We start from the raw sequence: 23694 nt of genomic DNA on the forward strand, positions 1-23694 counted from the left end.
CAATTCTTCTATTCGTGTTCCCTTCGTGTATTCATTCGTGCATTCGTGGCAATTCTTTTATTCGTATTCCATTCTTGCATTCATTCGTGCATTCGTGGCAATTCTCTTCTTCTATTCACCGCAACAATTTGTATCAAATTAAAGTAGGAGGTAAAGATAAACTATAAGTCTAAGCTTTACCGTCCTCTCACACCACCGTATGTACTTACGTGTACGGCGGTTTCCTTAAAGTATCTTACGGTGAAGCTTTTCATGGTGTAATGCAAGACTGTAATAGCCATGAACTGCGAACCAATCGTTGTTCATTCCAATGTTAAGGGCAGGACTGTTGCTTAAACGCCACCATCCTTTACCACTGAGAGCTGTTCTCCAGCATAATGTTTCCTCAACTCCCAGTTTCCTTAGCCATCGTACGATTCCTATGCAGCGTTTGCATTGCCTCAATCGAAAGCATTTCAAGCGCCTTCGCAACCAACCATCGATTACTTTGAGCTTCTTTTGCATACTTGCGTATTTGAAGTAGTTAAGCCACCCTTGTAATACTGGTCTAAGTTCGTGTAAAACGCGATCGAATGACACTCCACGGTTACGTCGTGTTATTTTCTTCACTTTTGATTTTAGCTTTGCTTCGCTTTCTCTGCTTAATCCAACTCTGCCTTGATTTAAAATACTATGTCCCAGAAAGTTTGTTTCATAATATTTTCTAATTGCACTCTTACTGCGATTTACCTTCAGTTTCATTCTTCCCTCTATGAACTTTGTAATGCTTCTCATTACTCGTTCTGCACTAGTTTTGCTGCCTACAAATATTTGCATATCGTCGGCATATCTTACATAGCTTATCTCTCGTCGATTTAGTTCTTGATCTAATTCATCGAGTACTATGTTCGATAACAACGGACTTAGTGGACTCCCTTGTGGTGTACCTTTTGTCCGTTGTTGCATTAGTCCATCCTGTAGTATCCCTGATTTTAGAAATTCTTTGATTATCCACAACACTCGTTTATCACTAATTCGTGTGCTTAGTAACCACATTAATCGGTGATGATTTACTTCATCGAAAAAATTTTCCAAATCTATGTCAACTACATGACGCTTTCCTTCTGTTACATACTTCGCTGCTTTACTTAATGCCTGATGTGCATTTCGTTTTGGCCGGAATCCGTAACTGTTCTCACTGAAACTTGGGTCATACCACTTTTGCAATTGTTGCGCAATGGCCTGTTGTACTAATCGGTCTCGTACCGTTGGAATTCCCAACTGACGATAGCCTGTCCCTTTGGGTTTGCGAATTTGTACACCTCGCACTGCTTCCGCTTTGTATTTACAGTCAAGTAGCTCATCTTGTATTGTTTGCAAATTTTCTTACAAACATTTTCTTAGTTCTCCTACTTGCATTCCATCTACTCCGCCTTTGCCTGCATTGCGTACTACTCGCTTGCACGCTTCTTCTAAATTTAATGGATCTACTATTGCTTCCATTAAATCTTTCGTCTGATGTCGTTGTTCTTCACACGCAGATAGCCATTGAGGACTTACCTTTCCGCTGCTTTCATACCATACGGGTATGGCCACAGCGAAAAGGCTGTCGCTTATATCACATTCTTTCTGTCTCGCAGACTTCATCTGGATATTCGACATTTTCCTGTCCATTTAATCTTTCGATTTTAGCTTTTACTACCTAAAAAAAAAAAACTTCATCAACTTTAAGGATTCAGTCCTTCCCTCCATTTCCATTACAGAAACTTCTTTGGTACTATGACCTCTGCTGACTTCTGTTTAGATGCTTTGCTATTCCAGTTCGCTCGTCTTCGCCTCCGCTTTTCTTCACAGATCTCCTATGGTAAACTCATTACTCTTTCCTTGTAATCCACAGAATTTACTACTGCTGTTTACGTCCAACTATTTGGCTTCTGTCTTAGCCCCCTAAAAGACTGGACAAATATTGAAAATCAATTTAGTCACAGTAATTTTAGGAAAAATGACAAAACAAAGAAGACAATTTACTCCGGAAGAGAAGCATAGTATCTTACAGGAGGCAGAGCGTTTAGGCCACACAGAGACTTGTAGAAAATACAGTCTGTCGTCGTCCTTAATTTATAATTGGAGGCGTAAATATTTAGCAAAGGGAAAGGAAGGCTTAAAATCTGAATACAGACGGGTAGATCCACAGGTACGTCTATTAGAGGAAGAAAATGCAAAACTTAAGCGGATCATTGGTAACCAAGCCCTTGAGCTGGAATTTAAAACAGAGCTTTTAAAAAAAAGCGATGCCCATTATCACATAGAAAGGAAATGATAATTAGGTATAAAGCACGAACAAGTGTTGAAAATCTTTGCAAATGGGCTGAAGTGGCAAAGAGTAGTCAATACTATAAAGCTCATCCGAGTCCAAGAGGAATGAAACCTAGCACCCACACACCAATTGGTAAATGTGGGATGGTAGAGAACACATTAGTTGTTGATCAAATACGTGCAATTCTTTCAATGGATTATTGCGTTTATGGTTATGCAAAAATGACTTGTGAACTTCGAGATTTAGAATATCTGATTAATAAGAAGAAGGTTTATCGTTTGATGAAAGTGAATCATTTATTGAGTGGCAAAAGAATAAGCGTACAAGGAAAACGAAAATGGGTGAAGCACCGTCGGATCGATGCAAAAAGGCCTATGGAATATCTATGTCTTGATATAAAATATGTTTGGGTCCAAGGAGATAAACGCTGGTATTATCAACTTGCAATAATGGATGTATTCAGCAGAAGAATTTTATGCTGGATCTTTAAACCCAGTGTCAGGCAAACAGATGTTGTCGCATTGATGAGATGGTTGGATTTACGCTTTGGATTGAAAGGAGTTATCATACGTAATGATAATGGCTCACAGTTTTTAGCAAACAGCGTACGCCAAACATTAAAAGAATTGGAAGCAAAACAGGAATTCACACATGTATCAACACCAGAAGAGAATGCATACATCGAAGCATTTCATTCAATTGAGCAAACCGAATTGATCGACAGATTTATATTTTCAAGTTATTACGATGCAAGACAACATATCCAAAAATACATGTACTGGTACAATTATAAAAGAAAACATGGCGCAATTGGAAATATAACTCCGATGCAAAAATGGGAACAAGGTTTATCCTGTTCACCTGTTAGGCAATCATTTGAGCCGGCTTCGGTGGACATGTCAAGGTCGGACAGCGAAGGCTTGCGCAATGAGTCCGCTCCGTTTAACCTTGACTTGTTCAACGAAACGGCCTATCTTCGCCTGGCAGGTGATCAGGATAATGATGATTTAGTACAAAACTGTTTTAGAAATTCCGTCCAGTTAATTGGGGGTTAAGACACTTCGCAGTCTAATGCCCACTTACCATCAGCATAAGCCTTGTATTCTGTTTCTGTTCGTTGGATCACAATTTTATCCGCCACTTCCTTCAGATTCTGTCTCACGACAAACACCCTTGTTTTGGATTAACGATTCCCGTTGGATGGCTCGTTCGGGACTTTCACCCTAAAGATTAATGGTATGCATAGCGCACATAAAAAAGGGGATCCCGTTTCCGGAATCCCCTTTGATTTATCTATTTCGATTTATTATTCCTGGTGAAATTACTTCACCATAGCTTTTTGCTTATACATTTCGTAAGCAGCCATTGCAGCAGCTTTTGTAGCATCTAATTTAGATTTCCATCCATCTGCTTTTGTAGAAGCATCCATAACAGCTGTTTTAAGTTCGTTTACCTGAGCCATTACATCGCCTTCTAATTTTCCAGAAGCCAAGCCTTCTTTCAAAGCAGCTAATTTGGTAGACATTTCCTGCCAGCTACCAGCAAAAGAAGTAACTTCAGAAGCCATTCCACCGATCATTTCAGTTTGTGACATAAATGCAGTTTTCATAGAGTCTAAGGAAGCTGTCATTTCAGGTTTCATCTTAGCAGCTATTTTTGGATCTACCATTAAACTATCTTTTAAAGAAGCCAATGAAGATTGTGCAGCGCCTAACATCGTTCCAACTTCTGTAACAGCAGTTGTAGCTTTTTCCCAATCAGCAGATAATGCTTCAATAGGAGCACGGAATTGCTCTACATTTTTACAGGAAACTAAAAATAATACCGGGGTAATAATTGCAATTAATTTTTTCATTTTGTATTGTGTTTAATTTTGAGGCCACAAAATTAGTTTTTTCTTATCTGATCAATGTTAAATGCTTTTAAGATTTGGCAAATGGAACGTTAATAAATCTGGAAACTTAAAAAACAAATACGGATTATTTTAATATGAATGCTTGTAGATATCGATCAATATAGGCATCCAGTTCCTTGCTCTTATATTGGACAATGAATCGTGGATGAGGCAGTGGCTGGATTTCCCCAAACCATTGCTTCGATTTATTCATTTCGTTTAAGAATTGATAATTTTTGCCCTCTCCTAAACAAAAAACTTTATTCCTTTTAAGGTCTAGGTTCAGAAGGCGTTCTAATTGAAACAGCATGTATGGTTTTAAACGAGTCAGTAGGTTTTTTTCATCGTAATAATTGTAATTTTTACCATTTTTTACAAACCCAATTGGAGATGTTGAACTAATAAAAAAGTCGGAATAAAATAATTCCACACCGCCATATGCTTCAATCATTTTATAAATAAATACCGAAGAAGGTTCATAGGATTTTAATTGATTTTGAATTCCACAATCCTCGAATAAACGTTTTGCATCGGTAAATGGAATGCCGGTCGAGCCCGCACCCAGGCGACCTGGATTAATTCCAAGAATCAATGATCTCGTATTATTATTTGAATAAAATTTATTGTAAAACTGTTTTGCCAATTCCAACACTTCTTCTTGATTGTATGGGAGCAATGGAAGAATTCCATCCGGAAGTTCAGGTAATTGGTGTTCAAAACCCTTAATATATTCAAGTAGCTTTTCTAGAAAAGAAGTCTGATTATGCAAACACTATAAATTGGAATGTAGCAAGGCAATAAATTCGTCCAAAGTGCTTGCACCCTGATCCCCTGAACCTTGACGACGTATAGATACATTTTGTTGATCCACTTCTTTTTCTCCAATAATCAACATGTAAGGCACCTTTTTTAATTCTGTATCGCGAATTTTTTTGCCAATTGATTCCACACGATCATCAATAAATCCGCGGAAACCAGCTGCTTCTAATTTTAATTGGAGCGTATTGGAATAATCAAGATATTTATCGCTTACTGGTAAAATTGCAAATTGATCCGGAGTCAACCATAATGGAAATTTACCTGCACAATGTTCGGTGAGTACGCCTATAAAACGTTCCATCGAACCAAAGGGGGCTCTATGAATCATTACCGGACGATGTTTTGCATTGTCTGCACCAATGTATTCAAGTTGAAAGCGTTCCGGTAAATTGTAATCTACTTGAATGGTACCCAATTGCCAGGAACGACCCAAAGCATCTTTAACCATAAAATCCAATTTAGGTCCATAGAATGCAGCTTCACCCAATTCGGTGGTCGTTACCAGATCCACTTCTTTTGTTGCATCGATAATTGCTTGTTCGGCTTTAACCCAGTTTTCTTCTGAGCCAATATATTTTTCTTTATTTTCAGGATCTCTTAAGGAGATCTGAGCAGTAAAATGATCGAATCCCAATTTTTTAATAACCAACATGGTCAAGTCCAACACATTTAAAAATTCATTTTTGACTTGTTCCGGTGTACAAAAAATATGTGCATCATCTTGAGTAAACGAACGCACTCGGGTCAATCCATGCAGCTCTCCACTTTGTTCGTAGCGATATACTGTTCCAAATTCTGCAATTCGCAAAGGCAAATCACGGTATGATCTGGGTTTATGACCATAAATTTCGCAGTGATGCGGACAGTTCATAGGTTTCAATAAAAACTCTTCACCTTCACGTGGTGTATGAATCGGTTGAAATGAATCCTGTCCGTATTTTTCCCAATGGCCGCTGGTTTGATATAATGACTTATGTCCGATATGTGGTGTAATTACCGGAGTATATCCACGTTTAATTTGTTCTTGTTTTAAAAAATCTTCCAGTCGTTGACGCAAGGCAGTTCCTTTTGGTAACCAGATCGGTAAACCGGCTCCCACTTTTTCAGAAAACATAAACAACTCCAATTCCTGTCCCAATTTTCTGTGATCCCGCTTTTTGGCTTCTTCCAATAAAATCAAATAGTCCTCCAGTTCCTTAGCTTTTGGAAAACTGATTCCATAAATGCGTGTAAGTTGTTTGCGTTTTTCATCTCCTCTCCAATAAGCACCTGCGATGCTTGTCAATTTGATGGCTTTAACAAATCCTGTATTTGGAATGTGAGGACCTTTGCAGAGATCTGTAAAATTGCCCTGATGATAAAATGTGATGTTTCCATCTTGCAACTCGTTAATTAATTCGAGTTTATATTCATCTCCTTTATCTTTAAAATAGTTGAGTGCATATTCTTTAGAAACCGATTCTCGTTTATAGGGATTGGCCTGGCGAGCCAGTTCGATAATTTTTTGTTCGATTTTTAAAAGATCATTAGCAGAAATTACCTGATCTCCAGGATCTACATCATAATAAAAACCTTGTTCGATTGGTGGACCGATACCAAATTTGATTCCGGGAAAAAACGTTTCCAAAGCTTCAGCCATCAGATGCGCCGAAGAATGCCAAAAGGTGGATTTGCCTTCTTTATCAGACCAGGTTAATAATTGAAGGGATGCATTGGAATCAATGGGGCGATCTGCATCGACAACGACACCATTTACTTTTGCTGCCAAAACATTGCGAGCCAAGCCTTCACTGATAGACTTTGCAATTTCTAAAGCTGTAGTATTTACAGGGTATTCTTGTTTTCTTCCGTCCGGAAAGCTAATCTGGATCATCACACTAAATTTCAAAAGCCAAAGTTAAGGCTTTTAAAGAGATTTAATATTTGATATTAATTTAATATGTATTAAATTAATTATCTGCTATTTGTATAATATTTAAACCACCTCAAAGCTCAGCTTGAGGCTGACGCGGTATTCTTTAACTTTCCCCTTATCGACGACTACAGATTGGTCCTGTACCCAGGCAGAGCGAATGTTTTTAAGTGTTTTGGATGCTTTTGCGATTCCGGTTTCGGTAGCATCTTCCCAGGATTTTTTGGAAGAGGACATGATTTCGATAACTTTTAATACAGCCATATGATGGGTTCTTTTTAAAAATAAATTGAATACTATCTATTTATAACAATTCCTGAGCTAAAATGATTCCATATTTTAGAATAAATCAAACAAATTGGTTTATCTTGCTATAAGAATCATCCTAAATCCAAATTTTTAACTATTAAATGGCTTGCGATGAATTTTAAATCTTCTCTTCATTTTATGCTTGTTTCTTTGTTTTGTTTTCAATGTGATGAAAATGATGCAAAATGCGATGCATCCAAACACAAGAATAACACCTATGAAATCACTGCACCTGTGAATGCGCATGCAGGCGGATTGACTTACGATACCTATGTAACCGGAAACACCCGAGTCTATAAATGGTATCGGACCACCACGGATGTTTGCATTTACGATTTAATTCAGGTTAATGTCGCCGTAAAAACCTTTGATCCCTATAATCCTGCGGAGTTTTCAATACTTGCCAAAGAAGAACATAATATTCCGATTACTACTACGCCAATTCCCCTTTTCGATGATAATTCCTTATTGATTGGAACCGCTACAGTAAATTTATTGCCATCCTTTGTAGTTGGAAACGGATCGTTTGATTCTGTCGTAGAAATCAGTTTTCCTACCAGCGGCAATGCAGATCAGGATGTACTTTTTCTATTATCTAAAATAAAGTATATAAAATTTATATTGAAGTATTCGGGGAATTGAGTTGGATCATGAGATAAAGCAACCAATTGTTTGTATTCTTAAAATTTCTAACATTACCTATTTTTTATCAAAAATACTTACCGAGCAGGTCTAATTTTGTGGAGATTTATTGTATAAAGATATCCCGATTTATTAACCATAAATATATCATCAAAAGTACCAGCTATTTTTAGTCCGTCATCTCTGCCGTGAATTTGTGACCAACCTTCTCCATTCCATTTGTAAATTTTTCCACTATTTTTAATCATCCAGACGCCTGATTGACAAACAAAAATATCAGATGCGTCACTTCCGGGTTTTTTATCCCAATTTTCTCCATTCCATTCATATATAAAACCATTTTTGTCTATCATCATCCATGTGCCTCCATATGCTGCAATCTTCTTTGCATCAGTTCCTGGCATTTTCTTCCATTCTTTTTGGCTTAGAGACCTATTATAAATATTTCCTCTAATATCTATCATCAAAATTCCTTCAGCTTGTGAAGTTAGTGCAATGCTTATTGCATCTTGTGAAGGAAGATAAGTAAACCTTGCATTGGGACGACTTTGAAGATAAATCTTCCCACGATCGTTTATATATGCAGAATGTTGACCAGCTACACCAGTAGTGTGAAATTCAAGCATATTTCTCATTACATATTTTGCAAAGATTCCTGGATTGCCATACCAGTCACTAGGTGGAGTATATCGATAAGCAATTAAATTATTATCCGTCAAATATAGATTACTTCTATCAGTTGAAATGGCTCTCACGGGCACATTGTGACTCAAAATTAACCATTCATGGTCTACGTAACGCCAGTCATCTGTGTCCCATACACTTTCTTGAGCAATAATTTGCTGCATTACAATTGAAAAGAATAGTATTGATAAAAACCCTCTAAATAAATTAACAAATTGAAAATTCATATTTTAAATTATGCAAATCATTAAAAAAATTGTTATGTAACCAAAATTTATAATTTCTCATATATCATTCCATCAAGTTTCATACTTCGATTATAGTTAAACATTTCATACATGACTTGTCTGCCTCCAATATTCATGAAACTTTTATCTTCGGTTAACCAAAGCAGTAAGTAACCACCTTTAACAACATCGCCATCTGAGCTAGAGCTCCATCCTGAACCGCTAAAGGAGCTAGAACTTTTATGCTCATAAGTGCCATCTTCTCTGAACAAATATAACTTTTCATTGATGCTGGAACCACCCCCATATCCACTATTGTACGTTTTTGATCCGCGCCATTTGCCAATAATTCTTTGATCTATTTGTCTTGAGCTCTGATCAGAATAAACAGGAATCCCATTGGTAAGCTCTATGTCGACTCCAGAAATACATAGTAGCAATACATTGTCCTGAATCCTAACACTTACCAACTTCATTTCTTTTCCATCCATGGTGCCAAACAATTGTTCGCCACTCTTTCGTACTTTAATTGTTCCATTTTGGAATGTAAGATTGTAAAAATTATCTCCAATTGCTTTTATTGTTACTTTACCCATGCCTATATCTTTCCCATCACCATAAGCATTATACGTTCCTTCAAATTTGACAGGAATCGTATTTTGGTTTTTCTTAGATACTTTATGACTTTGCTTATCTCGTTTCAAACGTATGGACTTTCCATTACCTTTAAAATACAATCCCTCCGCATCTGCTTCAAAGCTAAACGGTACCCCACTTTCGTAGACCAATAACATACCATTGGATTTTTCAGCACGTGTCGGACCCACTCCATTAAATGTCAATAAATATTCCTGCTCTGCACCTTTTGTAATTACCACTTTAATACCAATATTATTCTCTCCGTAGCCTGAATATGTACCAACAAGAAAATCTTGTTCATTTTCAACAACTTGATTACCAGAATTTGCATTCCCTGGAAAATCTGTAGTCGGAGTAACCGTGCTGTTATTTACCCCTGTTTCATCTCTAACAAACAAGGAAGGTTGCTCAAACATAGTTAAGATAACATTTCGTCCTGAAAGGCTAATGCTAAAAGCAAAACCATCAGAGGTTCCACTTAATACGTCATTTTTCAAAACAGCAATATCTGGACCTAGTCCGTTTACGTAGATCTCGTAATTACCATTGGCAGCCTTTCGTATTTCAATAATTAATTGTTGGCCAATAATTTGCCCAATAAATTTACCGATGAAAGGATCCGAAACCAATCCAATATTCGAATCCATAGATTGTGGATTAAAATCTCGCGCAATTAATAAACCAAGAGATGTCATGCAAGGATTTCCTTTCAGAGTACTGACTATTTGAAAAACCAACAGCAGTATTAAAAATTTAGCTTTAATTCCGTCTAAAAATATTTTTACATTCATACACTATATAACTATTAAATTCAATTGGAATGAAACTTAAAACTGACACAGGGTGCAATAACCAAATTATTTGCAACAACTGGAAAACTTAGACATCCATTGTTACCACATTTTTCTTCAAAAAAGCCTATAACTTTTATATTCCCTATTTCTTGTGGAAATATAAACTCCAAATTACTATTTTGTCGAACTTTAAAAAAAACGTCTGCGACCAGAGCAACTCCATATTCAGTATTGCCATTTAAAGGAATTGGAGCCACATCAATGAATGATTCCGAATTTATAAATGGGGCTTGAATCATGGTATCAAGGATTACAACATTTGTCGAAATATTGTAAAGTTTTACTTTGTAGGCACCAACAGTAGGCAATTTTACACCCAATGCTTTTAAGTAACCACCCTTTACTGGTTTAAATTTGAAGCCATATTCCCATACACTCGCTGCCTTTTTTATTGTATCAATAGTGCTGTTAGGTGTTTTTAAATAGGAGAAGAAGGGTTCTTGGATAATATTCTCTTCCCCATTACATGAAATAACTACCAATAGTAAAACTATATATAAATAAATATTCTTCATAACAATTAAATTCACAATTTCATTCAAACTTCAAATTGATTAACTTAACTAGAATTACAATTTATATTTAAACAAAATTGCATAAATTTTTTTCAGAATTAATGCCATTTTACAAACTTCATTGGTGGCGTTAAGTACCCATTATCTCTTAGGTCCTCCACACCGAATTTATCTAAATATTTAAAACAATCTAATGGATTCTTTCCTGGGGGTCCCTCAACAATTATTTTAGTTAATTGGATTGTTCGCCTTTCAGCATTAGTTAAACAAGGTTGCGAACAATCTAATCCTATAACAATTCCCTTAATTTTCTGTCTATGATTTGCAATTAATTTCAATCTTTCCAAACTTATTATAGACTCTGTATGATACTCATAACAATTAACTTGATCTAGATCCATTTCAAATTCAAAACTGCTATTCGTATTTATATATTCGTTATGAAGTTTGCACTTTGAATATCCTGCAAAATTCGCATCATTTGGAAAATCATGAAAAGAAATTCAATTTTATAATTATTACATTCATCAGTTATATTTAGTCTTGGTAAGTTTTGCTCCAATATACTTTTAGATCGGAATGGGCTAGATTGCCTAACGCTTACGCCTGAAGAATAATCACAATTTGGATCATCTACATTGTTTGTCCATGTATCCCAATGAATTTCCTTTATTCTCCAACCCTCTGGGATTGCAAATGGAGTAGAGACCCAACTAGCTTCAGGTGCCATTTTACCTGTGCATATCCGAAACGTTCAATCGTCATTCTTACTAAATAGTCCAACTTTTACAGGATCGCATCCAATACAATCAAACTCGCCATCTACTTGACCCCAAGAATAATCATTATAAAATTTTAAATATTTTTGTAAAGGGTAAGTATCATCTATAATATACTCTTGCCTTGAAATTGGAACTATTTTATCACCCCTAATAATTGTTTCCGTGCTTCTCGAATTCAATATTGTTTCAGTATGAAACAACGTATTAATTTCAAAATAAACTTCAAAAATACTACTTGTAAATTGCAATTGAACTTCTGCAATTGTTTCCTGGCCATACGCAGTTTGCAAGTTATTACCAAATAGATCTTGAGAACCAAGATAATTATTAGAATATAAATATAAAGGTCCCTTATATGGTAGTGAACCCTGCATTTCATGTATATCTGGCAAACCATTTATTATATCTCCAGGTAAATTTTCCAAAACATACCAAACAGTATATTCGCACCCTACATTTACCCCTACATCTTCATTAGAAAATGGCATATAAAAAGTACTTGCAATTAGTTTGTCTTTTTGCACCATTCTTGCTTTTGGCTTAGGCAATTTAGGATTAGAACTTAATAAAAATACATATTGAGATTTGACAGGAAATATTTTAACCTTTGGCAAATTAGAATACTCAATAAACAAATCAGCTGTTCCTTCAAAAGCAGGAGCTTCAACTATGATACATGGATGATTACCATAAAGCAAACCACCATCTTTAATAAACTTTATTATCCTTAATTCCTTTGATCCAAAAAATACTTTTTTAACATGGTCAATATTAGTTAAATAAATCTTCAACGTCCCGTTAACAACACATGTGTCAATTGGTACACAAGTAATGAACTCTGCATTACCAGTCTTCAATTTAACATCCTTCTTTATTTTTGCAATTACCATATCTTTTTTAGGCAAATTACTTTTAACACTAACATAATTTTTATTAGTTGGAGATTCAATTTTTGCCAAAAAAATAATCCCATTACTAGGGCTAATTTTACCATTCGTCTTCACCATTACCTTAATAGTATCTTTTTGAACCCAATTAGGTAAAGATTTTACTACTATTTGTACACAGTTTCCCTTAATTTTTAATACCTTAATATCAATTCCTTTATCAATTATAGATCTGTATGTTGGTACAATTGAAATATTTGCAGTATCAACATTACTGATGGTAAAAATCTTAGAAAACGATTTACCAGAATAGCTAGTTTCATTAGGTGAAAATATTATTTCATTGACCTTTAATCTATTAGAATTTCGAGGTAATTCTATATTTCCACTCTCTTGTGAAATTGCTAACGGTATTACTAAAACTGAAACTAAAAGTTTAATTATAAATAAATAAATAATCTTAAAGTTAAAAACCATAAAGTAATTTTTTATTAAATTAAATTCAAAAATAATTATGTTTCATATTAATAAACCCTCTTAAATATCTTGTTTCCTATAATCAATTTCTCTTCTCCGCCAAAATTCGAAAATTCATAGGCGCTTTGTTGGCCACTGATTATTAATATACCTCCATTAGCGTTTAAATTACTTACTGAATACGTTGAATTTTCAACCGGATCTGATGTTTTTCCAGCTGACCAGCCATTGCCTCCAGCAGAATAGGAATATTGATATTGCATAGTTCCGTCTGAATTGAACCTGTAAGTTTGCTGAGATGAGCTTCCACTTCGTGCAGTAGAAACACTCCAAGTACCAACCAGTCTTTGATCAATTTGTCCGTTTCCAGGATTTGCTTGATTGTTTGACTGTGTCTGTCTGTTTGTGAGTAAAAAATCATAGCCTTGTAGATTCAAAATCAAATTAGAGCCATGCTGTTTGATGGTAAAAGGAGTTCCAAAACTCGTTCCAGACAATTGATCTCCATTTCGTTGTGCAATATCATCCCCTTGTGCGGATGTGAATAGATAATTAGCGGCACCCGTTTTTGTCAATGATACTTTTCCCAGATTTTGACCATTTGATAGCATATCGTAGCTTCCACTAAAAGGATCGTCTTCAATTTGATTTTCTTGATAAGCATTGGAATCTGGCATGGGTTCATCTCTTTGTAGAATAACTTCTTTTCCATTTCCTCTTAATAACAATCCAGATGCAATAGGCTCTAAACTAAAATCAATTCCAACACCTTGCATCATGATTCTATTTCCAGTTTTTTGAATTTTATCAGGTCCTTGTCCATTGAAATAAAAATTATATTCATCTGCTGAAAATTTACTTAATTGAATGATTATTGGATTATTATCAATATTACCTTTAAAAATTCCAATAAAAGGATCCGTCTGACTTAGATTTGACATACCCACATTCTCATCATGTTGATTTTGCCCCGATACATTATTTGTGCTGCTATTTTGACAGCTTGCATTTACAGCAAGTATGATAAAAAAATAAATTATGGATAGATAACTTTGCATATTTCAGTCTTATAGGTTTATTTTTTAATATGACTACTCCTATATGGATTTAAAGTGATATCCTTTTTAGTCCCGAAGTGCATAAGCGATACAATCTGGTACCTCCCAGGTAAAACAATAACCACATGTCATTCCACCGATACATTCAAATATTTCTCCACCAAATCGCGCCAAGCGCATTTGCAATCTAACGTTGCGTTCAGCGCTGGTTTGATCTCTTGTTCTATTAATTCTATCAATAGCTCTTTTAAATGCACCATCCTTCGCATTTATGCAATCCCTGATTTCCTTTCTACAAGCCCTACTGCATTCGTTAGTCGACGAAATCATACAGCTTAGAAAGTCGATTGCAACATATGCCGGATTGCTTGCCATAATAAAATTAGATACTTCGGGCTCAGCCCAAATTGATCCCGGGCCGACTTGTCTTTTAAATGAATTTTTATTTCCAGCTTTAAGAATTTGAAACTCCTCTGCGCTATTATCCCTGGATACATAAATCAAACTGGAATAAGAATTATTGTCCTTTTCTATTTTTGAAATCACTGCCAATTTTCCAGATTTCACATGTTCATACCCAATTGCAACACATTTAACTTTAACGCTTTTCATAGTTACAGTATCCAAGAGTTCAAAATTTGCATAAAATGATTCCACATTCTTGCCTTGTTTAAATCCTTTTTTACTTAAATCACTATGAGCAAATTTGAATGATTCACTCTTTTTAAAATCACTTAGAATCATATCAAAATCCTTAGACTTAAGAAGCATTTCCTGGGAATATAAATGGAATGCAAATAAAGTCAAACAACAAGAAAATATAAATTTAAACCAATGCATAAAATTGAAATTAATAGTAATAATAAATTTATTTACAATCTAATTAAATTACAAAATATTTAAAATATAACCTACCATCCTTCCTCTTGATAAATTAATAACAATGGTAACCAACAAATATTGGATTTAAACCAAAGTCCTGACTTATTGCAGTGTCATATGAAGATCCAGTCGATAAGATTTTAAAGAAATGTACTTTAGAAATTAAACCGAGTCCTCCTTTTATTGCCCTAACATCTTGTTGGTATTTGTTTGAATTAATAAATCTTTTGGGTCCAACACTTTCTATAAGTAATTCTATTTTTTTTGAATGGTCATTTACAATACTAAAGTTAGCAGCAATAAATACATCATCTCCCTCAACATTCATTTGATACAATCCACCCTCAACACACAATGAGCAAACATTGATTCCATTCTGACTAAACGAAACTTTTCTTTGAAAAAGAGTAGGTTCAGCATAACAATGATAGCCTACAAATACAGGTGGCGTTTCCTTACTATTCAGATTATATACAAATGTTTGACTTGAACCTTTCTTCTTAAATTTAACTGCATTTATAATATGATATCCAGAGTCTATTGCCACAACTTGCTGTACTTGATTTGAATTATTAATTGTTCTATTTAATAATTTTACATATTGAACATTATAAGAACCATTCATTACTGCTACCGCTTCCCATTTATTGCAATTAGTGCCCACGTAATTAAGTTGATAATTTGGTCTGCCAGGACACATTTTACATACCATTTGTCCACTTTCTGTAAACCAAACAGATTTAATATCTTGAGAAAAAAGCCCCATTACTGAAATCAAGAGCACAAAAGATGTTACCCAGAATTTTAACAAATAACAAGAGAATAATTGCACCATATTAAGTTTTTCTCTAAATTTTAATTCATTCGCGTGCCCATACAAATACATGACACGATAGCCAATTTTGATTCAACAAAGGCTTATAAGTATATTGTTACCGAGTTTTAAAATGTAAAGAATTTCTAAATATTTAATCAATAATCAATTTAAACCATTAATAATCTGATAGTTATACTCAATTAGATTCTAAAACTTCTACATAAAATTTAAAATAAATCAGTCCGTTAAGCTTCAGTTATTATGAATGCCAAGTTTCATTCAAGTCCACTAATAGAGCGATTGGATTCATTGTTTATTTCAATAATGCAGGAATTAGAATTTGGTCTATTGGTCATTTCTGGAAACATAACTACAAGTAATTCAATTATTCCCGTATTTACATTTACGAATTATGTGTACAATAGCTAATATCGTATGTTTGCAATCAAATTAACTTCAATACGTATAATGGATTCCAAAAGGAGTTTCACAGAACGAATCCTGCCTTGTAAAAAATATGATTCAGATGATAAACTACTGACAGGATTACTGCATGAAGAAACTTCGGCCATACAATGCTTGTTATTGCAAGTGGAGAAAATGGTTTCAAGAAATTTAACGAAATATGGAATTTCACTTACCCAGTTGCAGGAGATTCTGCATGATGGCATTTTAATTCTTATTTACAAAATAAAATCAGAGCAATTTAATTCCAAACTATCATCTCCAAAAACTTACCTGTTTGCGATATGTAAGAATCTTTGCATGAATGCATCCAGACAAAAAAAACATTCGAGTTCAATGAGTTTGGATGAACTTGAAAATACAATGATTGCAGAAGAATCGAATTCAATTCTAATTCTAGAAAAAGTAACGCTATTAAAAAAAATGTTGAATGAACTCGGCTCGCCCTGCAAAGAACTCATAGATCTTAAATATATTTCCGAACTTTCTGATGAAGAACAAATTAAAAATAAACTAACTAAATATTCCAGTTTGGAATCCTTGCGGGTTTCAGAAGCCAGTGCATGAAAAAATTGTTGGCTTTATCAACCAAATACAAATCCAGTTATGCACAACTTTGACATTGAAAAATATATAAATGGTGAAATGAAGGGGGATGAACTGGAATCCTTCGAAAGTCGGTTAAAACTCGACCCAGGTTTACAATCCGAAGTCAATCATACCAAAGAATTGATAGAAGGCTTACGACAGCTTGGTCTTTCTGAAAAAATAATACATGCCCAACAAAGAAACCGATGGTTGAAATGGTTTAGATGGATTGCACTTCCAGGTTTAATAAGTTTAGCTATCTTTTACTTCTACACGATGAATGGTGCTCTTGATACAGGTAAAATCCCAACTGAAGTTATTTTAGCACCCGGGGATAACAACAAAGCCTTTTTATTGAAGGACAGTTTGGAAACCAATTCAAAAGAACCCCTAAGGGACAGCTTATTAAAAGAACAAGATACTCTTCAAAATGAGCCAGCTATTTTTGCCTGGGAAGATCCAAGGGCCGCAAAAGAAATGGCCGATTATTATTATTCGACTCCTGAAGATTTTTCTTATTTGAGAGGAAGTTCGACTGAGAGCCCTTTGGATTCAGCAAAAATGGAGTTCAATGCAGAAGCGTACGCAAACGCGTTACTGTATCTTCAAAAATTAACAACTGGTAGTTTTGAAAAATATTATTTCCAGGCCTTGTGCTTTTTCAGACTCGGCAAATATGCTGAAGCCGGAGATTTATTTAAACTTTCTCTTAGTAAAAGCACTAACAATGAAAAAAGGATGGAAATAGAATGGTATTCATTTTTAAATGCACTTGCTTGTGGGAAACCCTGCAACCAAGAATTTACAAAATTATCACAATCCATTCAAAAAAATTCGAATCATCTCTATTCAAAACAAGTACAATTGATATTAAATAAAAAACACGTCCGAAGAAAATATAAATAGCGATTCAATTGTTTTAATTAATTATAAAAGTTAAATGCATGGTGATACCAAATTAACGCTTCACTCCACCAACACAAACCCCGCCCATGCATAGGGACTTATAAAACGTTCTTGCATTTCTTTTTGTGTCATCCTGAATGCATCCGGTATGCTTTTCTTTTTACCTAACCAGTTTTTATAAAAGCTCACCATAAATTCTTTGGTTTCTCTGTCGGGTACCTGCCATAAACTCATCACCAAGTATTTTGCTCCAGCTATTTTGAAAGCACGTTGCAATCCATAAACGCCTTCGTTGCCTTGAATATCTCCAAGGCCTGTTTCGCAGGCAGATAATACTACTAATTCTGTGTTTGATAAATCCATATGACTAATTTCATAAGCGGTAAGGATACCGTCTTCCATACCTTCCCTAATTGGCTTTCCTGTTTTCCAGGCATAGTTAGAACCAGCCATGAGTAAACCTGAACGAATCATTGGATGGTCTGAAATTTTGAATACAGGTTCATTTGTTTCAAATTCCAGCTTTGACTTTGGTGTGGCTGCTTTCACAGTTCCCTCACTTGCCGCACTGTCGTGCGACATTCTGCCTGCGGCAGAAATCGTTCGGTCAGGAAAGAAAAAACCGTGAGTTGCCAAATGAATAATTCTGGGAGACATATACTCTTGACTAATCTCTTTAAATTTTTCTTCAGTTGCATATTTTCCTCTTAGTAGAATAGGAATAATCTTGACTTTTCTAACAATTTCATCAATGGAATTAATCTCCTTGTCTGTCCAATGTAAATAATTCCAGTTTCCTCCTCTAAACATAGAGTCTATAAATTCTGAATCAAAACCAAGTTGGTCTATAGGATTCTTCAAATTCAATACATGAGAATTGTTTTGAACCGCATTGTCAGTTATATTCTCTTGATCTTGCACACCCATGGTATCCCTTTCAAAATATATTCCACCAACAAGTAAAGCCTTTTGATTATCCTTTCTCCTTGTTTGATGATCCATTAATATATGTGTACTACTTAATTCAACAATATTAAACTTGCTGTTAAGCAATACTCCATTCTGATCAGAAATTGCAGTCAAATTTATTTGATGTAATAATCCTGTTTTGGATAAATAGATCTTACTTACTCCAATCAACTCATTCATAATAGGCTTCCATATTAGTTCGAATAATGAAGGAATAGTATCAAATGTACATTGACTAAATGCCTGACTATTAACTCCGGAATATAATAAATTCAGAAACTGCTTAGTTGAACATTTCATTTTATTTTCCAGCAATGCTTCTAACTGCCTTTGATCGAAAAGAAAAATGATCTCAGGTTTCAGCATTCCAGGTTTAACTAAAATTGCTGCATATAAAATACTATCCATTCTACTTCCATAAACTTGATTAAAATGAATGAATTCTATTGCGACTTCATTAAACTTTAAATTTTTCTGAATATCCTTAAAATTGATCCGATCAAATTTCAATTCGCTACTTACAATACTCCCAATTAGATTCTTCTCCAGTCCAATTGATTGTTCCATTAAATCATTAAATTGAATACTATCACGACTCACTAGAGGTTTTAAATATTCTAACGACAAGCGATATTCCAGCGATTTCTTCAAAAGTAGTTTCTCATAATTGGCAGTATCAATATTCAATCTATTTTTAACCAAAGCATTCGATCTTAATAATATGTTTTTATAAAACAAACTATTCTCTAAACACGTAATCGCGATATGATTATCTATGTTAGCCGCATAAAATGCTAAAGAATAAAGTTTATTTTGAAACTTCTTGAAAGTATTTATATATTGACTTAATTCATATTCAGATAAATGCAATATAGATCGTTTATATAGTAATATGTTTAAATTCACCAGACTGTCAAAAAATACTTCTGCTTTGCGGAACTCCCCCATATGAAAATAGATATCCGCCAATGCTTCATAACTATCAGCACAATAAGGATGGTCCCTTCCAAATATCCGAACTCTGATTTCAAGTGACTCTTTACATTTTAACAAAGCTGTGTTTTGATCTCCCTTTTCATCATATAAAATTCCTAAATTATGCAAGGCGTTGGCATAATGATAATTGTTCTTACCTTTGGATTGGTCAATCATACTCAAAATTTCCAAGAGTAAAACTTCGGCTTTCAAAAAATCACCAGTAGCTCTATAAATATTCGCTAAATTAGCTTTACATAAAACAAATGTTGGATGATCGCTCTCAAATTTACCTTGCAGAATGTTTATCGTTCTCAGTAATAAAGACTCAGCTTGTTCAAATTTCTGCATTCGATACTTTAGAACTCCTAAGTTGCTAAGAATATTAGCATATTCCAAGAATTCTCTTTCATTATTTTGGGTACAATTTGACAATGCTTCGAGAAAAAGCGACTCTGATTTTTCATAATTTCCCAAGCTCTTATATAATATTGCTAAATTGGTTAAACTAGCAATATAATCTCCATGTGCTTTACCCAAAACTTTTTCACGAATCCTTATTGCTTCCAGGTAAAGTTTCTCGGCTTTAAGATAATTACCACGATCTTTGTACAAAATCGCTAAACTATTTAAGGAAAAAGCATAACTTCGACTTTCTTTTCCAATATATTTTTCACGAAGTATTAAAGCTTCATTCATAAAATATTCTGCTTTTTCAAATTGACCCATCAATCTATAGACTCTGCCTAAATTACTTAAATTTAATGCATAGTCAGGGTGTTTTTCCCCAATTGTAATTTTTCCCAAATGATCAGCCTCCAAAAGATACCGTTCAGCTTTCTCAAGTTTTCCTGTGTTCAAATACAAAGATCCAAGGCACCCAATATTTGTTAAATATGCTAATCTGTTTTTATTGTCTACTTGTTTTAGTATTGCATTTGATTTTAAATATAATTCTTCTGCCTTAGGATAATTTCCTTTAAAAAAATAAATCCTACCATGAGAATTACAAACCTTACCAAATAAAGATGAACTAGAGTCGCCCCGGTTTTCAAGATACTGATTAGCAATTTTAATCGCATCAATAGCATCATTAAATTCCTTTTGATCAGTGAATTTTGCAGAAACTTTTATCAAACTATCAACTTGCATCTCTAATTGCAACGAATCTTGATTCTGAGCCTTTACACTATGTGTAACGATAGTAAAATTTAAAAAAAAAGTAAAAACTATTCGCAACAAAACATTGTAATTAGAAGGAACAAATATTTGCAATCTTATCATAAAATTATTTCATATTTATAAATGGGTAACTTAACAAAACTAACTAAATCATTGAATACCATAAAAATCCAAGAGATCGATGGTTAAAATCAAATACCCAGTGGTCAATTCGTTGAATTAAATAATACATTTTTACTATTTAATCAAATTCAACGCTTGTCTAGCTTCAATCAAACTGCTATCCAATTGCAATGCTTTCTGAAAATCATTTTTTGCTTCTTGCGATTTCTTCATTTTTTGATAAACAATTCCTCGCTGATAATAGCTGCTTGCTTCAGCTGGGGTGATTTGAACCGATATCATGAAATGTTCCAGTGCGAGATCCAATGAATCCATCTCCAGATACAGCAATCCCAAATTATAAAAAGAGGGTTCGTATGCCGGAAATCGAAAGATGTTGGATCTATAGGATTCAATGGCTTCCTTTTGTTTACCCAATTGTGCATAACAAAACGCTTTTTTATGATATACTTCCGGATCCAAACTATCCATCCGAATTGCATTATCAAAATAGGGTATGCATTTAATAGTTCCCAATTCACATAACAACTCGCCTAGTCGAATCCAACCTTCTCTCAACTCCGGATTAAAATCTACGGCTTTTTGATAGGCATTTACTGCTCTTCCGGTATCTCCCATCTCATAAAAAATCTGCCCCGCCAATAAATATGCCTTTGAATTCTGAGGGTCTCTTACAAATAACTTGTCTAACACCGTCATTGCCGGTATGTATTGCTTAAGGACCAATCTAAGTCTGGCACTTCTTAAAATAGTTTCTGCATGATTTGGAAATAGACTCATGGCTTTGTCCATTACTTGAGAAGCATCCCAGGATTGTAAATTGTACAAATGCGCATCTGATAAATAAAAATAATAAATGGGTTGTCGGGTTGAATCAATTTTTAAAGCCATCTGAAAATCTTCAATTGCCAATTCATAAGCTTCTATATTAAAATTATAAAGTCCCCTCATAAAATAAAATGAGTCCACATCTGGATGCTGGGAGATTAATTGATTCAAGCGTTCTAATTCAGCATGTTCTGAATTGCTTGAGACCTTTTTAGATTGCTCTGTTTTAATACAAGCAAATAAAAACAACACATAGCAAACTAATAGCAGCGGTATTCTTCTATTCAAACTCATATCAATGCATCACAAAATATTTTAACAATTGAAATTTCATAAAATCAGAGTGTTAGATAATTTTTAAACCTTAAACACTACAATCTAATATCAACAATTTTTTTATTCTTGCGACTTTTCTCAGCTGCAAATCCCATCAGGTGACTTTCAATGGATGCTTCGATTGTAGAAGTCAGCAAACTGGGATTTTTTTGTGCAACTGCCTGAACCCAATCTTGCATTAGCCTGTAATCACCACCTCCGTGTCCATGATTTTTATAGGCGCCTTCGTCCAAGGATTTGCTATCCCAATTGGTAGTTTTCCCGGTTCGAAAATCAGTGTGTGTAAATTGTTCCATATCCCCAGTCAAATCGCCCATGCTTCCCATGACTCGCGTTCGTCGTCCATGGTATCCTGTGAATGCTTCCATATTAAAACTGGCAGTGATTCCACCTTCAAACAATAAACTCATAACGTAATGATCACATTGATCGTTGTCCATACGATACACGCATCTTCCATAGTTAGTTGTTTTTAGATAATTCATAATCGCATCCGGAATCAATTCTTTTTGTTCTGGCAAATCAAACACATAGGTATAGCTTCGTTCCCGTAAATATATTTTCACTGCAGAATATGGACAGGTTGATTCAATTGCACAACCGTCATGACATCGTGCGGTACTCCCCGCCGGTGCGTTTTGTTTATTAAACCATTTTAAATTTCCAAATGCAGCTACACGAACAGAGGGTTTCCCAACCAACCAACGCATGATATCTAAATCATGACAGGATTTTGCTAATATGATTGGTGTACTTTCTTTAGAATTATGCCAATTTCCTCTTACAAACGAATGGGCCATGTGGATGTGTTGAATTGGCTCAAAATGTTGAATGCTTATAAGTTCACCGATAGAACCATTATGAATAAGCTCCTTCAATTTAATAAAGTAAGGTGCATATCTCAAAACGTGGCATAATCCTACAATGGCTCCTGTTTTTTTTGTAAGGGCTAAAATATCCCGACATTCTTTTTCGGTCTGAGCCATTGGCTTTTCTAAAAGTACATCATAACCTAAAGCGAGTGCTTTCATACACGGACCGTAATGTAAATGATCAGGTGTAGTAATGATAATTGCATCAGCAAACTTTGGCTTTTGAAAAACATGTTCCCAGGTAACAAAACGATTTTCTGCTGCGATTTTATGCTTCTTACTATACCGTTCGTTTCGTAAAGGGATGGGTTCTGCTACTCCAACAATATCTATTTGATCCGGATTTGAAATTGCATAATTTCCATATACATTGCCTCTAGACCCCGCACCTAAAGTTATTGCAGTAATTGGTTTGTCTAGGGTTTTATGCAGCGGATTGGGAATCTCTCCTAACAATTTCGCTAAATCCGGGATATGAAATGCAGAAGCTCCTGTTGCAATTCCCAAGGTTTTTAGAACGTCACGACGAGAGTAAGACATTGATACTGGTTTTTATTGAAATGCTAAAATAACAATAATATTCAATGTACCGCTAGTCTATTAAATCCTTACAAATCGATTTGAGCTACTCTAATTACCACAAGACTACCATTCGTAACAATTTCATAACGACTTAAAATAAAAAAGCCGATCCATTATAAAACAGACCGGCTTGCTTCATACCGTTTCAGAAATTCAATTACGAATTATTTCAAC

The 23694-nt window shown here is 34.6% G+C and carries 22 protein-coding genes; 6 read left to right on the top strand and 16 right to left on the bottom strand.

Translation table 11 applies throughout. The annotated features are described in order from the left end of the window. Positions 1–225 precede the first annotated feature (225 nt). Positions 226–1359, bottom strand: coding sequence for a group II intron reverse transcriptase/maturase (ltrA, locus tag IPK91_09335; protein MBK8297460.1), 1134 nt, complete (start codon positions 1357–1359; stop codon positions 226–228). Between the two features lie 6 nt (positions 1360–1365). Next, positions 1366–1641 (bottom strand): hypothetical protein, encoded by a 276-nt coding sequence (locus IPK91_09340; GenBank protein ID MBK8297461.1) that lies wholly within the window; start codon positions 1639–1641, stop codon positions 1366–1368. A gap of 340 nt (positions 1642–1981) precedes the next feature. On the opposite strand from IPK91_09340, the gene IPK91_09345 reads away from it, so the two are divergent. Together IPK91_09345 and IPK91_09350 are read left to right on the top strand one after the other, a co-directional pair. Then, positions 1982–2299 carry a transposase gene (locus tag IPK91_09345; GenBank protein MBK8297462.1) on the top strand — a complete coding sequence of 106 codons (318 nt, stop codon included), beginning with the start codon at positions 1982–1984 and terminating at the stop codon, positions 2297–2299. Then, on the top strand, positions 2296–3351 hold the full coding sequence (locus tag IPK91_09350) for an IS3 family transposase (protein ID MBK8297463.1): 1056 nt from the start codon (positions 2296–2298) through the stop codon (positions 3349–3351). Before IPK91_09345 ends, IPK91_09350 begins: the two co-directional genes overlap by 4 nt. A gap of 266 nt (positions 3352–3617) precedes the next feature. Here IPK91_09350 and IPK91_09355 read toward each other — a convergent pair whose 3' ends face one another. The 4 genes from IPK91_09355 to IPK91_09370 form a co-directional block, all read right to left on the bottom strand. Further along, positions 3618–4151, bottom strand: coding sequence for a hypothetical protein (locus IPK91_09355; GenBank protein MBK8297464.1), 534 nt, complete (start codon positions 4149–4151; stop codon positions 3618–3620). Between the two features lie 124 nt (positions 4152–4275). Beyond that, positions 4276–4959: a DUF4918 family protein gene (locus tag IPK91_09360; protein ID MBK8297465.1), complete on the bottom strand. Its 684-nt coding sequence runs from the start codon at positions 4957–4959 to the stop codon at positions 4276–4278. A 3-nt stretch (positions 4960–4962) separates the two neighbouring features. Continuing rightward, entirely contained in the window at positions 4963–6882 is a 1920-nt protein-coding gene (thrS, locus tag IPK91_09365) for a threonine--tRNA ligase (GenBank protein MBK8297466.1), read from the bottom strand. A 102-nt stretch (positions 6883–6984) separates the two neighbouring features. Then, the gene (locus IPK91_09370; protein MBK8297467.1) at positions 6985–7185 is read right to left on the bottom strand and encodes a dodecin domain-containing protein; all 201 of its coding nucleotides are present in this window, start codon (positions 7183–7185) and stop codon (positions 6985–6987) included. A gap of 156 nt (positions 7186–7341) precedes the next feature. On the opposite strand from IPK91_09370, the gene IPK91_09375 reads away from it, so the two are divergent. Beyond that, positions 7342–7872 carry a hypothetical protein gene (locus tag IPK91_09375; protein ID MBK8297468.1) on the top strand — a complete coding sequence of 177 codons (531 nt, stop codon included), beginning with the start codon at positions 7342–7344 and terminating at the stop codon, positions 7870–7872. A 77-nt stretch (positions 7873–7949) separates the two neighbouring features. On the opposite strand, the gene IPK91_09380 is transcribed toward IPK91_09375, so the two are convergent. The 7 genes from IPK91_09380 to IPK91_09410 all read right to left on the bottom strand — a co-directional run bounded on the left by IPK91_09380 (position 7950) and on the right by IPK91_09410 (position 15712). Beyond that, positions 7950–8783, bottom strand: a complete 834-nt coding sequence (locus IPK91_09380; protein ID MBK8297469.1) for a hypothetical protein — start codon at positions 8781–8783, stop codon at positions 7950–7952. A gap of 47 nt (positions 8784–8830) precedes the next feature. Continuing rightward, the gene (locus IPK91_09385) at positions 8831–10213 is read right to left on the bottom strand and encodes a hypothetical protein (GenBank protein ID MBK8297470.1); all 1383 of its coding nucleotides are present in this window, start codon (positions 10211–10213) and stop codon (positions 8831–8833) included. A 20-nt stretch (positions 10214–10233) separates the two neighbouring features. After that, on the bottom strand, positions 10234–10791 hold the full coding sequence (locus IPK91_09390) for a hypothetical protein (GenBank protein MBK8297471.1): 558 nt from the start codon (positions 10789–10791) through the stop codon (positions 10234–10236). Between the two features lie 754 nt (positions 10792–11545). After that, a complete protein-coding gene (locus IPK91_09395) occupies positions 11546–12937 on the bottom strand; it encodes a hypothetical protein (GenBank protein MBK8297472.1) in 1392 nt (463 codons plus the stop codon). A 47-nt stretch (positions 12938–12984) separates the two neighbouring features. Continuing rightward, positions 12985–13995, bottom strand: coding sequence for a hypothetical protein (locus tag IPK91_09400; GenBank protein ID MBK8297473.1), 1011 nt, complete (start codon positions 13993–13995; stop codon positions 12985–12987). 66 nt (positions 13996–14061) lie between these two features. After that, positions 14062–14835, bottom strand: coding sequence for a hypothetical protein (locus tag IPK91_09405; protein MBK8297474.1), 774 nt, complete (start codon positions 14833–14835; stop codon positions 14062–14064). 94 nt (positions 14836–14929) lie between these two features. Beyond that, complete coding sequence (locus IPK91_09410; GenBank protein ID MBK8297475.1) at positions 14930–15712, bottom strand: hypothetical protein; 783 nt, start codon at positions 15710–15712, stop codon at positions 14930–14932. Positions 15713–15955: 243 nt separating this feature from the next. Between IPK91_09410 and IPK91_09415 the strand changes: the two genes are divergently transcribed. The 3 genes from IPK91_09415 to IPK91_09425 are packed head-to-tail and all read left to right on the top strand — an operon-like array spanning position 15956 to position 17653. Continuing rightward, positions 15956–16123, top strand: a complete 168-nt coding sequence (locus tag IPK91_09415) for a hypothetical protein (GenBank protein MBK8297476.1) — start codon at positions 15956–15958, stop codon at positions 16121–16123. Positions 16124–16162: 39 nt separating this feature from the next. Further along, positions 16163–16726: a sigma-70 family RNA polymerase sigma factor gene (locus IPK91_09420; protein MBK8297477.1), complete on the top strand. Its 564-nt coding sequence runs from the start codon at positions 16163–16165 to the stop codon at positions 16724–16726. A gap of 39 nt (positions 16727–16765) precedes the next feature. Beyond that, positions 16766–17653 (top strand): hypothetical protein, encoded by an 888-nt coding sequence (locus IPK91_09425; GenBank protein ID MBK8297478.1) that lies wholly within the window; start codon positions 16766–16768, stop codon positions 17651–17653. Positions 17654–17713: 60 nt separating this feature from the next. Here the strand turns inward: IPK91_09425 and IPK91_09430 are convergent, their stop codons facing one another. The 3 genes from IPK91_09430 to IPK91_09440 form a co-directional block, all read right to left on the bottom strand. Further along, a complete protein-coding gene (locus tag IPK91_09430) occupies positions 17714–20881 on the bottom strand; it encodes a CHAT domain-containing protein (GenBank protein MBK8297479.1) in 3168 nt (1055 codons plus the stop codon). 135 nt (positions 20882–21016) lie between these two features. After that, positions 21017–22018, bottom strand: a complete 1002-nt coding sequence (locus tag IPK91_09435) for a tetratricopeptide repeat protein (protein MBK8297480.1) — start codon at positions 22016–22018, stop codon at positions 21017–21019. 83 nt (positions 22019–22101) lie between these two features. Further along, positions 22102–23478: a Gfo/Idh/MocA family oxidoreductase gene (locus IPK91_09440; GenBank protein MBK8297481.1), complete on the bottom strand. Its 1377-nt coding sequence runs from the start codon at positions 23476–23478 to the stop codon at positions 22102–22104. Positions 23479–23694 lie beyond the last annotated feature (216 nt).

This window comes from Saprospiraceae bacterium (assembly GCA_016712145.1).
Taxonomy (GTDB): domain Bacteria; phylum Bacteroidota; class Bacteroidia; order Chitinophagales; family Saprospiraceae; genus Vicinibacter.

Bases quoted from the DNA above. Each gene is read 5' to 3' on its own strand.
- IPK91_09380 (MBK8297469.1), bottom strand. From the start codon at position 8,783: ATGAATTTTCAATTTGTTAATTTATTTAGAGGGTTTTTATCAATACTA.
- IPK91_09400 (MBK8297473.1), bottom strand. From the start codon at position 13,995: ATGCAAAGTTATCTATCCATAATTTATTTTTTTATCATACTTGCTGTA.
- IPK91_09390 (MBK8297471.1), bottom strand. From the start codon at position 10,791: ATGAAGAATATTTATTTATATATAGTTTTACTATTGGTAGTTATTTCA.
- IPK91_09345 (MBK8297462.1), top strand. From the start codon at position 1,982: ATGACAAAACAAAGAAGACAATTTACTCCGGAAGAGAAGCATAGTATC.
- thrS (MBK8297466.1), bottom strand. From the start codon at position 6,882: ATGATCCAGATTAGCTTTCCGGACGGAAGAAAACAAGAATACCCTGTA.
- IPK91_09375 (MBK8297468.1), top strand. From the start codon at position 7,342: ATGAATTTTAAATCTTCTCTTCATTTTATGCTTGTTTCTTTGTTTTGT.
- IPK91_09385 (MBK8297470.1), bottom strand. From the start codon at position 10,213: ATGAATGTAAAAATATTTTTAGACGGAATTAAAGCTAAATTTTTAATA.
- IPK91_09410 (MBK8297475.1), bottom strand. From the start codon at position 15,712: ATGGTGCAATTATTCTCTTGTTATTTGTTAAAATTCTGGGTAACATCT.
- IPK91_09355 (MBK8297464.1), bottom strand. From the start codon at position 4,151: ATGAAAAAATTAATTGCAATTATTACCCCGGTATTATTTTTAGTTTCC.
- IPK91_09395 (MBK8297472.1), bottom strand. From the start codon at position 12,937: ATGGTTTTTAACTTTAAGATTATTTATTTATTTATAATTAAACTTTTA.
- IPK91_09420 (MBK8297477.1), top strand. From the start codon at position 16,163: ATGGATTCCAAAAGGAGTTTCACAGAACGAATCCTGCCTTGTAAAAAA.
- IPK91_09405 (MBK8297474.1), bottom strand. From the start codon at position 14,835: ATGCATTGGTTTAAATTTATATTTTCTTGTTGTTTGACTTTATTTGCA.
- IPK91_09440 (MBK8297481.1), bottom strand. From the start codon at position 23,478: ATGTCTTACTCTCGTCGTGACGTTCTAAAAACCTTGGGAATTGCAACA.
- IPK91_09425 (MBK8297478.1), top strand. From the start codon at position 16,766: ATGCACAACTTTGACATTGAAAAATATATAAATGGTGAAATGAAGGGG.
- IPK91_09340 (MBK8297461.1), bottom strand. From the start codon at position 1,641: ATGTCGAATATCCAGATGAAGTCTGCGAGACAGAAAGAATGTGATATA.
- IPK91_09430 (MBK8297479.1), bottom strand. From the start codon at position 20,881: ATGATAAGATTGCAAATATTTGTTCCTTCTAATTACAATGTTTTGTTG.
- IPK91_09370 (MBK8297467.1), bottom strand. From the start codon at position 7,185: ATGGCTGTATTAAAAGTTATCGAAATCATGTCCTCTTCCAAAAAATCC.
- IPK91_09350 (MBK8297463.1), top strand. From the start codon at position 2,296: ATGATAATTAGGTATAAAGCACGAACAAGTGTTGAAAATCTTTGCAAA.
- IPK91_09415 (MBK8297476.1), top strand. From the start codon at position 15,956: ATGAATGCCAAGTTTCATTCAAGTCCACTAATAGAGCGATTGGATTCA.